13 protein-coding genes are annotated in these 14,715 nt (G+C 63.9%); 8 read left to right on the top strand and 5 right to left on the bottom strand.

Features of this window, described 5'->3' with window-relative positions; genetic code table 11:
* Positions 1-6: 6 nt before the first annotated feature.
* Positions 7-693, bottom strand: coding sequence for a GMP/IMP nucleotidase (gene yrfG / locus LQD11_RS04040; protein ID WP_238616368.1), 687 nt, complete (start codon positions 691-693; stop codon positions 7-9).
* A 172-nt stretch (positions 694-865) separates the two neighbouring features.
* Between yrfG and nudE the strand changes: the two genes are divergently transcribed.
* Complete coding sequence (gene nudE, locus LQD11_RS04045; RefSeq protein ID WP_238616369.1) at positions 866-1,408, top strand: ADP compounds hydrolase NudE; 543 nt, start codon at positions 866-868, stop codon at positions 1,406-1,408.
* Between the two features lie 3 nt (positions 1,409-1,411).
* A complete protein-coding gene (gene cysQ, locus LQD11_RS04050) occupies positions 1,412-2,227 on the top strand; it encodes a 3'(2'),5'-bisphosphate nucleotidase CysQ (protein WP_238616370.1) in 816 nt (271 codons plus the stop codon).
* A gap of 73 nt (positions 2,228-2,300) precedes the next feature.
* Here the strand turns inward: cysQ and ppsR are convergent, their stop codons facing one another.
* Positions 2,301-3,116: a posphoenolpyruvate synthetase regulatory kinase/phosphorylase PpsR gene (gene ppsR, locus LQD11_RS04055; RefSeq protein ID WP_008931395.1), complete on the bottom strand. Its 816-nt coding sequence runs from the start codon at positions 3,114-3,116 to the stop codon at positions 2,301-2,303.
* A 107-nt stretch (positions 3,117-3,223) separates the two neighbouring features.
* Positions 3,224-5,605, bottom strand: coding sequence for a phosphoenolpyruvate synthase (gene ppsA / locus LQD11_RS04060; RefSeq protein WP_238616371.1), 2,382 nt, complete (start codon positions 5,603-5,605; stop codon positions 3,224-3,226).
* A gap of 133 nt (positions 5,606-5,738) precedes the next feature.
* On the opposite strand from ppsA, the gene LQD11_RS04065 reads away from it, so the two are divergent.
* The 5 genes from LQD11_RS04065 to fnr all read left to right on the top strand — a co-directional run bounded on the left by LQD11_RS04065 (position 5,739) and on the right by fnr (position 10,881).
* Positions 5,739-6,701 (top strand): LysR family transcriptional regulator, encoded by a 963-nt coding sequence (locus LQD11_RS04065; RefSeq protein WP_238616372.1) that lies wholly within the window; start codon positions 5,739-5,741, stop codon positions 6,699-6,701.
* 36 nt (positions 6,702-6,737) lie between these two features.
* Positions 6,738-7,352, top strand: a complete 615-nt coding sequence (locus tag LQD11_RS04070; protein ID WP_238616373.1) for an ATP-dependent zinc protease family protein — start codon at positions 6,738-6,740, stop codon at positions 7,350-7,352.
* A gap of 21 nt (positions 7,353-7,373) precedes the next feature.
* Positions 7,374-8,903: an inactive transglutaminase family protein gene (locus LQD11_RS04075; RefSeq protein ID WP_238616524.1), complete on the top strand. Its 1,530-nt coding sequence runs from the start codon at positions 7,374-7,376 to the stop codon at positions 8,901-8,903.
* Positions 8,900-9,883, top strand: a complete 984-nt coding sequence (locus tag LQD11_RS04080; protein WP_238616374.1) for an alpha-L-glutamate ligase-like protein — start codon at positions 8,900-8,902, stop codon at positions 9,881-9,883. Before LQD11_RS04075 ends, LQD11_RS04080 begins: the two co-directional genes overlap by 4 nt.
* 230 nt (positions 9,884-10,113) lie before the next feature.
* Positions 10,114-10,881: a fumarate/nitrate reduction transcriptional regulator Fnr gene (gene fnr, locus LQD11_RS04085; RefSeq protein WP_008931401.1), complete on the top strand. Its 768-nt coding sequence runs from the start codon at positions 10,114-10,116 to the stop codon at positions 10,879-10,881.
* 9 nt (positions 10,882-10,890) lie between these two features.
* On the opposite strand, the gene LQD11_RS04090 is transcribed toward fnr, so the two are convergent.
* Positions 10,891-11,376: a hypothetical protein gene (locus LQD11_RS04090; protein ID WP_238616375.1), complete on the bottom strand. Its 486-nt coding sequence runs from the start codon at positions 11,374-11,376 to the stop codon at positions 10,891-10,893.
* A gap of 9 nt (positions 11,377-11,385) precedes the next feature.
* Positions 11,386-12,147 carry an outer membrane protein assembly factor BamD gene (gene bamD / locus LQD11_RS04095; protein WP_338081467.1) on the bottom strand — a complete coding sequence of 254 codons (762 nt, stop codon included), beginning with the start codon at positions 12,145-12,147 and terminating at the stop codon, positions 11,386-11,388.
* 182 nt (positions 12,148-12,329) lie between these two features.
* On the opposite strand from bamD, the gene LQD11_RS04100 reads away from it, so the two are divergent.
* Positions 12,330-14,576: a S8 family serine peptidase gene (locus LQD11_RS04100; RefSeq protein WP_238616377.1), complete on the top strand. Its 2,247-nt coding sequence runs from the start codon at positions 12,330-12,332 to the stop codon at positions 14,574-14,576.
* Positions 14,577-14,715: the final 139 nt, after the last annotated feature.

Raw genomic sequence — 14,715 nt, forward strand, 5'->3', positions numbered from 1 at the left:
GCCCCTCTACTCCGGCATCAGGTCGCGAAAATCCCGGATGGCGGCAAACTCACCGGTATCCACCTCCGCGGCCCGGGAATCCGGACGACGCACCGCCCGCAAATGCGCAATCCCGTAGCGCTCCGCGGACCGAAGCACATCCAGATTGTCGTCCACGAACAGGGTACGACGGGGATCGAAAGGCTCCCGCCCCTGCAGACAATCCCAGAAACGGGGGTCTTCCTTGGGGCGTCCCAGTTCATGGGCGCAGATCACCCGATGAAAATGTCCCTCCAGGGCAGTCAGGGTCAGCTTCAGGTCCAGCCCACCCCGATGGGCATTGGTCACCAGCACCAGCCGCCGCCCCAGGCGCCGCACGGCGGCCAGAAAATCCGGCACATGCTCGTGGACGGCGATCAGATGGGCCATCTCCCGTTTCAGGGCGATGATGTCCATGTCCAGTTCATGACGCCAGTAATCCAGACAGTACCAGTCGAGGGTACCGCGAACGCCGGCATAGCGCGCCATCAGCTCGGACCGTGCCCGGGCGGGTTCCAGTCCACGAATGTCCCCGTAGCGCCGGGGCAGGTACTCCAGCCAGAAATGATTGTCGAAGTGAAGATCCAGCAGGGTGCCGTCCATGTCCAGGAAAACGCTGTCCACCGACTCCCACGCCAGGGGAGCGGCCGAGGGTGATCTGCTTGTCATCATCATTGATGTCCATGGTGTCTGAAAAACCTGACCTTGGGTGATTCTTCCCAAGCCGGACTGAGATAGTACAATCCCCAGGATATCCCGTTCCCGACGGAGGGCGACAGCATGCCGATCCACCCCCGCCAGCCGCGGCTCGCCCGAGCCCCGAGCCTGCCCAGCCGGTATTGCCGTCATGCCTGAAAAACCCAGCATCCTCACCCGCCGCACCGTGGCCCGCAGCCGACTCTTCCACGTGGAGGAGATGGAACTGCTGTTCGCCAATGGCGCCCGGCGCTGCTTTGAGCGGCTGGTGGGCTCCGGGCATGGCGCGGTGCTGATCGTGCCCATGCTGGACTCGGACACGGTACTGATGATCCGTGAATATGCCGCCGGCACCCAGCGCTATGAACTGGCCCTGCCCAAGGGGCTGGTGGAACCGGGAGAGGACCTGCTCGACGCCGCCAACCGGGAGATCATGGAAGAAGTGGGCCACGGCGCCCATCAACTCACCCATCTGACGTCCTTCAGCATTGCCCCGGGCTACCTCAGCCACACCACCCACATCATCCTGGCTCAGGATCTCTATCCGGAGCGCCGGCCGGGAGATGAACCCGAGGATATCGAAGTCGTTCCCTGGCGTCTGAGCGATCTGGACAGTCTCGTCGGCCGGGAAGATTGCACTGAAGCCCGTTCCATCGCCGCCCTGTACCTGGTACGCGACCGACTCAAGAGATAAGCCATGTCCCTGGATGACCTGAACCTGGAATACCTGCTCAACAATGCCTGCCGCATCGCCCGGGAAGCGGGCGACCGCATCATGGAGATCTACGACGAAGGGTTCCAGGTGGAGCAGAAGTCCGACCGTACCCCCCTCACCGAGGCCGACATGGCCGCCCATCGCCACATCGTCGCCGGTCTGCGGGACCTGAGTCCCTGCCTGCCCATCCTGTCGGAAGAATCGGACCGGATTCCCTTCAGTGAGCGCGCCCGCTGGCAAACCTACTGGCTGGTGGACCCGCTGGACGGCACCCGGGAATTCATCAAGCGCAACGGCGAGTTCACGGTGAACATCGCCCTGATCCACGAGCATGAACCGGTGCTCGGTGTGGTGGCGGCCCCGGCTCTGGATCGGCTTTACAGTGCCGCCCGGGGCATGGGGGCCCATCGCCATGAACCGGCGGCGACCGTCGGGGAACGGATCCAGGTCAACCGGGACCGGCGCACGAAACCGGTCATTGCCGGCAGCCGTTCCCACGGGACCGAACGCATGCAGCAGTTCCTGGAGCGGGTGGGTGAACACGAACTCGTCAGCATGGGCAGTTCGCTCAAGTTCTGCCTGGTGGCGGAAGGCAAGGCCGATCTCTATCCCCGACTGGGTCCCACCAGCGAGTGGGATACCGCCGCGGCCCAGTGCGTGGTCCACGAGGCCGGCGGGGTGGTCACGGATCTCCATCTGAGCCCACTGCGGTACAACACCCATGAAGGCATACTCAATCCGGAGTTCCTGGTCATGGCCGACCCGACACGGGGCTGGGAAAGACATCTGCCGGATTGAAAAGCGCCCCGTGGGAGCGGCCCCTGGCCGCGAAGGGATGTGTCGGCCCTGACGGCACGGAGCAATAACAGCCTCAGATACGCCGCATCAGCGCCGCCTGCTGCATCAGCTGGGCGGCGATCTCCTCCACGGACATCTGAGTGATGTTCAGGCAGGGAATCCCCTCCCGCTTGAGCATCCGCTCCACCGCCTTGAGTTCCTTGTTGCACTGCTCCACGCTGGCATACTGACTATTGGGGCGACGCTCGGTGCGAATCTGATGCAACCGCTCCGCGTCCACGGTCAACCCGAACAACTTCTTGCGATAGGGTTCCAGGGAGGCCGGCAGCGTGCCCCGGTCAAAATCATCATCCGCCAGGGGGTAATTGGCCGCCCGGATGCCGTAATTGAGTGCCAGGTACATGCAGGTCGGGGTCTTGCCGGTCCGGGAGACGCCCATCACCACCACATCGGCGTTGGGATAGTCCCGGGTGGTCGCGCCGTCATCGTTCTGGATGGCGAAATGCAGGGCATCCATGCGCTCGGCATAGGTCCGCATGTTGCCCATGCCATGGGAACGCCCGGCCACATGCTGGGCGGTCACCCCCAGTACCTCTTCCAGGCGGGGCGTAAAGGCATCGAAGAAATCGAAGATCAGACCCCGACAGTGGGCCAGTTCTTCCCGACGCCGGGCATCCACCAGGGTCGAAAACACCAGGGGCGGCTCGCCGTCACTCTGGGCGGCCCGGTTGATGCGCTGCACCGCCCAGTCCATCTTCTCCTTCGAGTTGATGAAGGGCAGGCTGACGGTGTTGAAGTGAATCTGCTCGAACTGGGTCAGCAGGGTGTGTCCCAGGGTCTCGGCGGTGATGCCGGTCCCATCGGAGACATAGAAGACGGAGCGGGTCATGGAACGAAACGGGCCTCGTCAAGGACCGGGCCTTAAGGCCCGATCCCGGAAAGATGCGGGCATCCGGTGCCCGGCTGAGCCGGGAGCCGGATGCCCTGGGGACGTACTCAGGCGTCCTGACGACCGTTGGCATCCCCGGCCAGACGCAGCCAGGTTTCCACCACGGTGTCCGGGTTCAGGGAGATGGACTCGATCCCCTGCGCCATCAGCCACTCGGCCAGATCCGGGTAGTCGGACGGTCCCTGACCGCAGATACCCACATACTTGCCGGCCTTGCGGGCCGCCTGGATGGCCAGGGACAGCAGCTTCTTCACCGCCGGATCCCGCTCGTCGAAGGTGGCCGCCACCAGGCCGGAATCCCGGTCCAGACCCAGGGTCAGCTGGGTCAGGTCGTTGGAGCCGATGGAAAAACCGTCGAAGAACTGCAGGAACTCGTCGGCCATCACCGCGTTGGAGGGGATCTCGCACATCATGTAGACCTTGAGGCCGTTCTCGCCCCGCTTCAGGCCCATCTCGGCCAGCAGGTTGATCACGCCCTCGGCCTCGGCCAGGGTCCGCACAAAGGGCACCATGACCACCACGTTGGTCAGGCCCATCTCGTCACGCACCCGACGCACGGCACGGCATTCCAACTCGAAGCAATCGCGGAAATCGTCGGACAGATAACGGGAGGTGCCCCGGTAGCCGATCATGGGGTTCTCTTCGTCCGGCTCGTAGCGCTCGCCCGCCAGCAGGTTGGCGTACTCGTTGGACTTGAAGTCGGACAGGCGCACGATCACCGGCTCGGGATGGAAGGAGGCCCCCAGGGTGGCGATGCCTTCCGCCAGCTTGTCCACGTAGAAGCTGACCGGGTCCGGATAGCCGGCAAAGCGCCGGGCCACTTCATCCTTCAAGTCCGCCGGCAGGGTGTCGAAGTTGAGTAGCGCCTTGGGGTGCACGCCGATCATGCTGTTGATGATGAACTCCAGACGGGCCAGACCCACCCCGGCGTTGGGGATGTTGCGGAAGTGGAAGGCGCGACCGGGGTTGCCCACGTTCATCATCACCTTCACCGGCACCTCGGGCATGGAGTCGGTACGGGTACGCAGCACCTCGAACTCCAGCTCACCCTTGTAGATGCGGCCTTCGTCGCCTTCGGCACAGCACACGGTCACGGCATCGCCTTCCTTGAGGCGGGCCGAACCATCGCCGCAGCCCACCACTGCCGGGATGCCCAGTTCACGGGCGATGATGGCGGCATGGCAGGTGCGGCCACCGCGGTCGGTGACGATGGCGGCGGCCCGCTTCATCACCGGCTCCCAGTCGGGGTCGGTCATGTCGGTCACCAGCACGTCGCCGGGCTGCACCCGGTCCATCTCGTCCAGGTTCATCACCACGCGCACCTTGCCGGCGCCGATCTTCTGGCCGATGGCACGGCCGCGCACCAGCACTTCGGTACGGGGGGAGCGGATGCGATAGCGCTCGATCACCTGACCGTCGGCCCGGCTCTCCACGGTCTCGGGACGGGCCTGCACGATGTAGAGCTGGCCATCCACGCCGTCCAGGGCCCATTCGATGTCCATGGGACGGCCGTAGTGCTGCTCGATGATCATGGCCTGACGGCCCAGCTCTTCCAGCTGCGCGTCGGTAATGCAGAAACGCAGGCGGTCATCCTCGCCGACCTGTACGGTGCGGGTGGACTGCCCGTTCTCGCCGAAGACCATCTTGATGGCCTTGCTGCCCAGATGACGGCGCAGCACGGCGGGGCGGCCGGCCTTCAGGGCCGGCTTGTAGAGATGGAATTCATCCGGGTTGACGGAACCCTGCACCACGGTCTCGCCCAGGCCCCAGGAGGCGGTGACGAAGACCACGTCGCGGAAACCGGACTCGGTGTCCAGGGTGAACATCACGCCGCTGGCGCCGATGTCCGACCGGACCATGCGCTGGACGCCGGCGGACAGGGCCACGTCGGCGTGATCAAAACCCTGATGAACCCGATAGGAAATGGCGCGGTCGTTGTAAAGGGAGGCAAACACCTCATGGATGGCCTTGAGAACGCCGTCCAGCCCGCTGACATTGAGGAAGGTTTCCTGCTGCCCCGCAAAGGAGGCATCCGGCAGGTCTTCCGCGGTGGCGGAGGAGCGCACGGCGACGGTGAACTCGCCCTCGGTCTCGGCCACCATTTTATTCCAGGCCTCGGTGATGGCCTCGTTCAGGGCCGGCGGGAACGGGGTTTCCACCACCCAGCGGCGAATCCGGGCACCGGCTTCCCGCAGGGCGCTGATGTTGTCCACGTCCAGATCGGCCAGCAGGCCGTTGATGCGATCCGCCAGGCCCTCATGCTGGAGAAACTCGCGGAAGGCGTGGGCGGTGGTGGCAAAACCACCCGGGACGCGAACCCCGGCTTCGGACAGGCCATGAATCATTTCGCCCAGCGAGGCATTCTTGCCGCCCACGCGGGGGACATCGTTCATTCCCAGGTCCTGAAACCAGATAACGTACTTATCCATACTCCTGCCCTATGCATACGTGAAACGGCAATTGTAGCCGGGACCATGGCCTCAAGACGAGTATTCAGCGAAGCTATCAGCCCCAAAAAGACACTTTTGACCTTTAATACTAACAATCGACCGGGGAAGATTCATGGGGTCCGTCCCGAATCTCTATTACAAGCAGAATCGCCTCAAACAGCTCAGGGCCTTCTGCCGTGCCGCCCGCCTGGGCAGCATTTCCATGGCGGCGGAGTCCCTCTTTCTAAGTCAGCCCGCCGTCTCCCTGCAGATCCAGGCCCTGGAACGGGAGTTCGAGACCGTGCTGTTCGAGCGGCGCGGCCCTCAGATCCGGCTGACCCCCGAAGGCGAGACCCTCTACAAACTGGCCGACCCCTTGGTGGAAGGCATCGACAGACTCCAGGAAACCTTCGCCGCCAGCTTCGGTCGCCTGGAGTCGGGAGAGCTGAACGTGGCAGCCGGGGAGTCCACCATCCTCTATGTGCTGCCGGAACCCCTGCGCCGTTTCGCGGAGGTCTATCCGCACATCCGCATCAAGCTGCATAATGTGACGGGCCGTGACGGTCTGGCCATGCTGCACCGGGATGAGGTGGACTTCGCCGTGGGCTCCATGCTGGAGGTTCCGGAGGACATCACCTACCAGCCCATCGTGACTTACCACCCCAAGCTCATCACCCCGAAGAACCATCCTCTGGCGTCCCTGGGTGAGCGGATCGAGCTGGAGGACATCAGCCCCTATGGACTCATCCTGCCGCCCCGCCATCTGTCCACCTGGCGTATCGTGGACCTGGTGTTCCGGCAGCATAACGTGGACTACCACGTTTCCCTGGAGGCCGGCGGCTGGGAAGTGATCAAGAAGTATGTGGAACTGGGTCTGGGCATTTCCATCGTCACCGATGTCTGCCTGACGGGCAAGGAACAGCTGGCGGCCATACCGCTGGACCGTTTCTTCCCGGCCCGCAGCTATGGGGTCGTGCAGCGGATCGGTCGGCACCTGTCCCCCCAGGCCAAGCGCTTCATCACCATGATGGAAGCCGCCTATGCCGGCCCGAAAATGGGGTCCTCGTCACCGTCCGGGCGGGGAGAGAGCGTTTAAAATTGTGAACCATTACCGAAATTACCGGAGGCATTCATGCATTACCCCCTGCTCCCCGCACTTGCCGCCCTGCTCCTGTTCCTGATACCGGTACAGGCCCCGGCCGACGCAGAGCAGGTCCACCCGACACAACAGCAGATCATGGGCTGGGTGGAGCGGGTGGAGATTTTCCCCGAAGGTATCCAGCTCAAGGCCAAGATGGACACCGGCGCCACCACATCCTCGCTCAACGCCCTCAACAAGAAGATCTTCGAACGGGACGGTCGGGAGTGGATCGCCTTCGACATCATCGACCCGGAAAACGAGCAAAACACCGTTCGCATCGAACGCGAGATCAGCCGCTACGTGCGCATCATCCGCCACGACGGCAATCATCAGCGTCGCCCCGTGGTCCGCATCGGCCTGTGCATGGGCGAAGTCTACCGCGAGGCGGAGATGAGCCTGATCGATCGCACCCAACTCACCTACCAGGCCCTGGTGGGCCGCAACCACATGCGGGGGGCCATCCTGGTGGATTCCTCCCGCACCCGCACCCAGCCGCCGGCCTGCGTACCGCCGGACTTGCCGACCACGGACGAACCATCGGACGAAGACACCCCAGACATGGATATGGACATCGAGCAGGATGAAGAAGACCCTGAAGACCGCTGATCACAACAAGGACCGCCCATGTTGAAGCGTTTCCACCTCCCCCTGGTGATATTGGTGCTCTGCAGCGCCAGCCTGGGCATGTTTTTCCACAAGGTCTACAACCTCGGCTTCCCCCTGCTGCCGGCGCAGACCGCCGATAACTGGATTGTGGAGGCGCGCGTGAGCTTCGAGCCCACCGGCGGGGCCGTGACCGCCCGGGTCTTCATCCCCAACGAGCCCAAGCGTTTCGCCCTGCTGGACGAGAACTTCATCTCCCGGGGCTACGGCCTCACCACGGATCTCTCCGGCGAGAACCGGGAAGCCATCTGGACCACCCGCCATCCCAGTGGCCGCCAGACCCTGTACTATCGCACCACGGTGTCCCAGCTGGAACGCGAACGTCGGATGGAAGCGCCCTACCCCGGCCCGGTCAGCATGCCCAACCTGGAAGAACCCTATCGCTCCGCCGCCGACGCCGTGGTCCAGCGGGTGAGGGAACGTTCCGCCGACATCACCAGCTTTGCCACGGTGCTGATCCGGGACATGAACAACACCCCGGACGAGAACATGGCCCTGTTCGTCTCTCGCGCCGATACGGATCGGGACAAGGTCCGGACCGCCATCCAACTGCTGGCCGGCGCCCGCATTCCCGCCCGCATGGTGCACGGCATTCCCCTCACCGACCGTGCCCGCGACCTCCAGCCCCAGGTCTGGCTGGAAGTCCACAATACCCGGCAGTGGGTGGCCATCAATCCCAATACCGGTGCCGTGGGTTACCCCCCCAACTTCCTGGTCTGGTGGTACGGGGATCAGGATCCGGTCCGCCTGCAGCGGGCCCGCAACCCCCAGATCAGCTTCGCGGTGACGCAGAACTTCCAGGATGCCGTGGACGTGGCCCAGCAACGGGCCCAGATGATGGACTCCCGGGTGGTGGACTTCTCCCTGTTCGGCCTGCCGATCCAGACCCAGAACATGTACCGGGTGCTGCTGCTGGTGCCCGTCGGGGCCATGCTCATCGTCCTGCTGCGCAACATCGTCGGTGTCCAGACCTTCGGCACCTTCATGCCCATCCTCATCGCCCTCTCCTTCCGGGAAACGCAGCTGCTGGGAGGGGTGATCCTGTTCACCCTCATCGTCTCCCTGGGACTGGCCATCCGCTTCTACCTGGAACGGCTCAAGCTGCTCCTGGTGCCACGACTGGCGGCGGTGGTGATCGTGGTCATCATGATCATGCTCGCCCTCAGCATCCTCAGCCATAACCTGGGCATCGAGCACGGCCTGTCCATCGCTCTGTTCCCCATGGTCATCCTGGCCATGACCATCGAGCGCATGTCACTGGTGTGGGAAGAACACGGCCCCTCGGATGCCATCCGGCAGGGCATCGGCAGCCTGGCGGTGGCGGTGGCAGGCTACCTGCTGATGATCAACCCCTACATCGATCATCTGTTCTTCGTCTTCCCCGAACTGCTGCTGATCGTGCTGGCCGTGACCCTACTGCTGGGCCGCTACACCGGCTACCGGCTCTCGGAACTGCTGCGCTTCCGGGCCCTGTCCGGCAGGGGTAACCCATGAAGTGGTTCATCAGCCCGAAGGAACTGCGACGGCGTGGGGTCGTCGGCATGAACCAGCGCAACGCCTGGTTCATTGCCGAACTCAATCCCCGCCGCAACTACCCCCTGGTGGACGACAAGCTCCTCACCAAGAAGCTGGCACTGGACGCGGGCATCGCGGTGCCCGAACTCTACGGCGTGATCGAGACCAACCACGACATCCGCAATCTGGCCAGGATCGTGGGTAAACATGACGACTTCGTCATCAAGCCGGCCCACGGCTCCGGCGGTAACGGCATCATGGTGATCGTCGGCCGCATGCGGGGGCATTTCCGCAAGGCCAGCGGCCAGATCGTGGATCAGGCCAGCATGGCTCACCATGTCTCCAACATCCTCAGCGGCATGCACAGTCTGGGGGGGCAGCCGGACAAGGCGATGATCGAGTATCGGGTGCACTTCCACCCCATGTTCGAGGAAGTCAGCTTCCAGGGCGTGCCCGACATCCGCACCGTGGTCTACAAAGGCTACCCGGTGATGGCCATGGTACGACTGCCCACCCGGGACTCGGACGGCAAGGCCAACCTGCACCAGGGCGCCGTGGGGGCCGGCATCGACATGGGTAGCGGGCGCACCGAACACGGGGTCTGGCACAACCAGATCATCGACCTGCACCCGGACACCGGCGCCCCCATCGGCGGATTGGAAATTCCGGGCTGGGACCGTCTGCTGGAACTGGCCGCCGGGTGCTTCGAACTGACGGGTCTGGGCTATCTGGGCGTGGACCTGGTGCTGGACCGGGATCGCGGCCCGCTGATGCTGGAACTCAACGCCCGCCCCGGCCTGGCGGTCCAGCTGGCCAACGGCATCGGCCTGGGCCACCGCATTGCCATGATCGATGCCGCCATCGGCAGGGACGGTAAGCCGACCGCCTCGCCGGCGGAGCGGGCGGCCTTTGCCCAGGCCCGCTTCAGCGCCGAAGCCGCCCGACACTTCACCCCCTGAGTCGGCCTAAAATTCACCGTGGCCCAAGACCGAAGCCGCCGGGCAGGCTATCATGTGCCCACCCCGCCATCTGCGTGCCATCGGAGATCGCGGGCAGGGTCCGGTCTGGCGAGGCACTTTTGCGACGTCAGGAAGGCTTGTACCTGACAGCAACGCTCAAGTATGTTAAGGCCGTGTCCACCCGGCAGGGACCCTCCCTGCCGTTTCCGCGGCCGTTCTAAGGTGAATCCATGTCCTCGACCAACGTGATGAACATCAAGGAACTCAAGCAGGCGTGCAAGGCCTGCAGCCTGCGCGACCTGTGCCTGCCCCTGGGTGTGTCCGTGGAAGACCTGTCCATGCTGGAAGGCATCATCAGTCGCAAGCGCCCGGTGCAGCGGCGAGACGTGATCTACCAAGCCGGAGATCCACTGACCTGCCTCTACGCGGTGCGAACCGGCTCGGTCAAGACCTTCGTGCTGACCAACGACGGCGAAGAACAGGTCACCGGCTTCCACCTGCCCGGCGAGTTGCTGGGCCTGGATGCCATCAACGACGGAGTTCATCCCTGCACGGCCCTGGCACTGGAGACGGCCAGTGTCTGCGAGATTCCCTTCGACCGACTGGAAGAACTGGCCGGGCGCACCCCCGGTCTGCAGCATCAGCTGCTGCGCATCATGAGCCGGGAAATCCAGACCGACGAACACCTGATGACCCTGCTGGGACACCGCACCTCCGATGCCCGGCTGGCGGCCTTCCTGCTGAACCTGTCACGGCGCTTCGGCATGCGGGGCTTCTCCCGCCATGAATTCAACCTCACCATGTCCCGCTGCGAGATCGGCAACTACCTGGGCCTGGCGGTGGAAACCGTGAGTCGCATGCTCAGCCGGTTCCAGGAGCAGGGGCTGATCCAGGTACAGCGCAAGTTCATCACCATCCTCGATGCCGACGGCCTGCGGGAGATCGCCGGCATCCATGGCCATGATGCCCGTCACCAGGAACAGGCGTCAGGTCACTGAACCGATGGCTCAGTCCAGGCTGGAAGCCAGCACCTGCCAGGCGATGTTGCCGAAGGCCACTTCATACTCCAGCAACATGCGCCCCCGGATGTGGCCGTCCTCGAAGGCGGCCAGCACCCAGCGGTCACTGAGCACATGGATTTCCTCCGGCACGAAGTGCATGCTCCCCCCGAGCACGCCCCCGTGACCGATCAGCTCGGGCTGGGCGGCCAGATCCGCCACCAGCTGCACCCGGGGATCATTCAGCCCCAGGCGTTGCAGCCGCCTGGCCTCGCCTTGCGTCAGCCCCACGGGCGCGGATTCAAGCACCTGCCCGGCGGTCAGGGAGGCCAGACGCATCTGCAGCGCCAGCACCTCCTGATTGGCGGCCGACACATCCCGCTCCAGGCCGAAGCCCCGGTAGATGTGGATCATGGCAACGATGAGCAGGAACAGCATGAAGCCGAACCAGACCAGACGTTCGGCATGGGGCAGGAAGCGAGAGGACGTTGTCATGGAATTTCCCTATGGGGTCAACGAGTCGGGAAAGCGGATCTCCAGCTGACGCCTGGCGCGGCCGGCCGCATCGGATTGACCCAGGGCTTCATGGGCCTCCACCATCACGGCCAGGGCACCGGCCAGGGCCTGCGTACCACCGAAATGCTCGCGCACATACTCCGCCCGCGCCAGGGCCTGGCGGGGATTTCCCTGGGCCAGCTGTGATCGGGCCTGGCGGATCTCGGCTGCCGCCATGCCCTCGCGCAGGGCCATCAGATAGGCGGCCACTTCGTCACGGTAACGGGAATCAGGGAAACGCTGCACCAGCTCCCGGAACAGGATGAAGGACTCCCGCGCCAACGCAATGTCCTGTCGGGGTTCCGGCGGCATCTCACCCTCCGCGTGCAGCGCCTTCCAGCTGCCGTAACGGGCCATGGCCCGCAGATAGAACCCGTAATCCAGATCCGGATGGGCGGGGAACGCCTGAATGAAACGACGGCTTTGCTCGTAGGCCGAATCCGGCATATCGGATACCAGGCACAGGAATGCGGTCTCCAGACGGGCCCGAGCCACCCCATCACCCGGCGAATCATGACGGGCCAACCCATCCACCGCCTCCTGAGCTGCCGCGCAGTCCTGGCCTGCCAGTGCCCTTTGCAGCGCGCGCCGATCCCCATCAGGGTCGGGGCCGGCGGGCAGCGAGGCACAGCCCGACAGCATCACGATCGAGACAAGCAAAGTCGACGCTGGATATTTGAGCAAGCGGATGTATGGTGTCATAAGATTCATCGGTGTCGGAACATCATCATGCAAACGTTATCATGCCTGGAGTTTGATGACGCCGGACTATCCACCCCGAAGGTGCATCAAACTCCCCGCAGATAGCAGACCGCCGCCCTCAAGTCATGCAAAGATATCTCTCCCGACGCAAGCATTCATTCGGCCCTCCCGTCACCAAGGGACCTCCAGCCTTGACAAGACCCCTGCAATGCCTGGCCCTGTGCCTGGGCCTGCTGGCACCCGTCCTTTCCGGACAGGTGTCGCAGCCTCCGCCCCACTTGGACACCCCACATCCCCCGCAGGCCCGGGATGACACGAGGATCGAAGCTGAGGATATCCTCATCCAGCTCAAGAATGATCCCGACGCGGCCTTTGTCATTGCCGCCCGCAAGGATGACCTCGGCCCCAGAACCCTGCGCCGGGGATGGCGTCGGGCGCACATCCCCCCCGGCATGGATCTGGAATCGGCAATCCTCTGGTACCGCCAGCAACCCGGTGTCGCCCATGCCGAACCCAACTACCGTGTTCGCCTGACCTCCCTGTATCCCAATGACCCCCTGTTCAATGAGCAGTGGGCCCTGTTCGACAGTGACAATCCTCATCATATCCGGGCACCGGAAGCCTGGGGCCTGTCCACGGATGCGGCGCGGATCGTGGTCGGTGTGCTCGACTCAGGGATCGACTACGAACACGAAGACCTACGCGACAACATCTGGCAAAACCCGAATCCACAGACCGAATTCGACTGCCCCGGGCGTCGGTCCGAAGGACTGGAGTGCTATCCGGATGACCGTAATGGCTGGAACTTCGTCAGCAATCGTTCAGCCACCCCTCCCGGCAACGATCCAATGGATGACAACGGGCATGGCACCCATGTCGCCGGCATCATCGGCGCACGGGGCGACAACGCACAGGGGATCACAGGCATCAACTGGCGGGCAAGCCTGCTCCCGCTCAAATTCCTCGCGGCGGACGGCACCGGCCTGGTCTCTGACGCAATCGAAGCGATCTACTATGCCGCCGAGAACGGCCGAACGCACATCATCAATGCCAGCTACGAGTATCGCGGTAGCTCTCAGGCCGAATATGAGGCCATCGCCTACGCCCGCGAACAAGGGGTCATCCTGGTGGCGGCGGCCGGCAACAGCGGCCTGGATCTGGATCGGAGCCCCGTCTTCCCCGCCGCCCACCGACTGGACAACATCATCGTGGTTGCAGCCAGCACACGGGATGGCGCCAGGCTACGCTCCAGCAACTACGGCGCCGGCACCGTCCACCTCTCCGCGCCCGGCCAGGACATCCTCAGCGCCTGGCCGGTGACAAGAAGCTGCGGCAACTCACCGGCACCGGGCTACTGCCGCCAGACCGGCACTTCCATGGCCGCCCCCATGGTCACCGGCGCGGCCGCCCTGCTCTGGGCTCATGACCCGGCGCTGACCCGGGCGGACTGGAAGCTGGTGCGGGAGCGGGTATTACTGACGGTCGCGCCCATGGCCCCCCCGCATCCCACCCTAAGCGGCGGCCTGCTTGATCTCTCCGCACTGCTCCACACCGATCCTGCCACCCTGCCCCCGTTTCAACCCACCCACCTGCAAGGTGCCGGTACCTCATCGGGCATACAACTGGAATGGCTGACTAACAGCACGCGGGCGGATCACCTGGAAATCCAGCGCTGCCTTCGTCATGGGACAACCGAGGGTCGCTGCGAAACCAACGATTTTCTGCCCCTGGTGACACACGCAGATGGTCAGATGACACACTACCTTGACCCATCCGCCCAGCTCTCGGAAGCCACCGCCTACGAATATCGGATACGTGTCGGGAACAACGCGGGCCTGTCGGACTGGTCCCCGGTCCTGAGCCTTGAAACGCCGCCCCTGCCCCCCTCCGCACTGACGGTGGAATCCACCCGTGACGGCATTCGGTTGCGCTGGCGCAACCATTCCGAACACGCCCAGTGGCTGCAAGTGGATCGACGCATCGGGAACGGTGCCTATCAGGCGCTGGCCCGCCTCTCACCCCGAAACGACACCTATCTGGATCCAGCGGGCGACATGGGCGATGTCCAATTACGCTACCGACTCTGTGCCGGCCATGACGCCACCGGCTGCTCCGAATACCTGTTCAGCCGTTCCGTTTCCACCCTGCACGGTGATGACGGCAAGATCGGTGGTAACCGCAGTGATGATCGCCAGCGATGCCTGGCATCCGCCGCGCTAGGAGGTAGTCAGCATGCCCGGGCGGAAACCGCACTGACCGAGCTTCGCAGCTTCCGGGATGAAAGACTGGCCTCGACAGCCTGGGGTAGACGGATCATCGCGGAGTACTACCGCATCAGCCCGACTCTGGTCCGCTGGATGGACAGACATGAGACCCTGGAAACCCTGGTCGGCGGCGGACTCATCGCGGCAGGAGTCAGCCTTAGTAAAATTCCCTGAATTTTCAAAATCATGCATCCAAGGGTTTACAAAAGGTCGACACCCTGAGCCATCAGGGTGACACCCAGTCGACTGTCCGGATTTGCCGTCCAGGCCCATAGTCATGGGCAATGATCATCTTCCATGACATCGAGGGGGT

This window comes from Ectothiorhodospira shaposhnikovii (genome assembly GCF_022227765.1).
Lineage (GTDB): Bacteria > Pseudomonadota > Gammaproteobacteria > Ectothiorhodospirales > Ectothiorhodospiraceae > Ectothiorhodospira.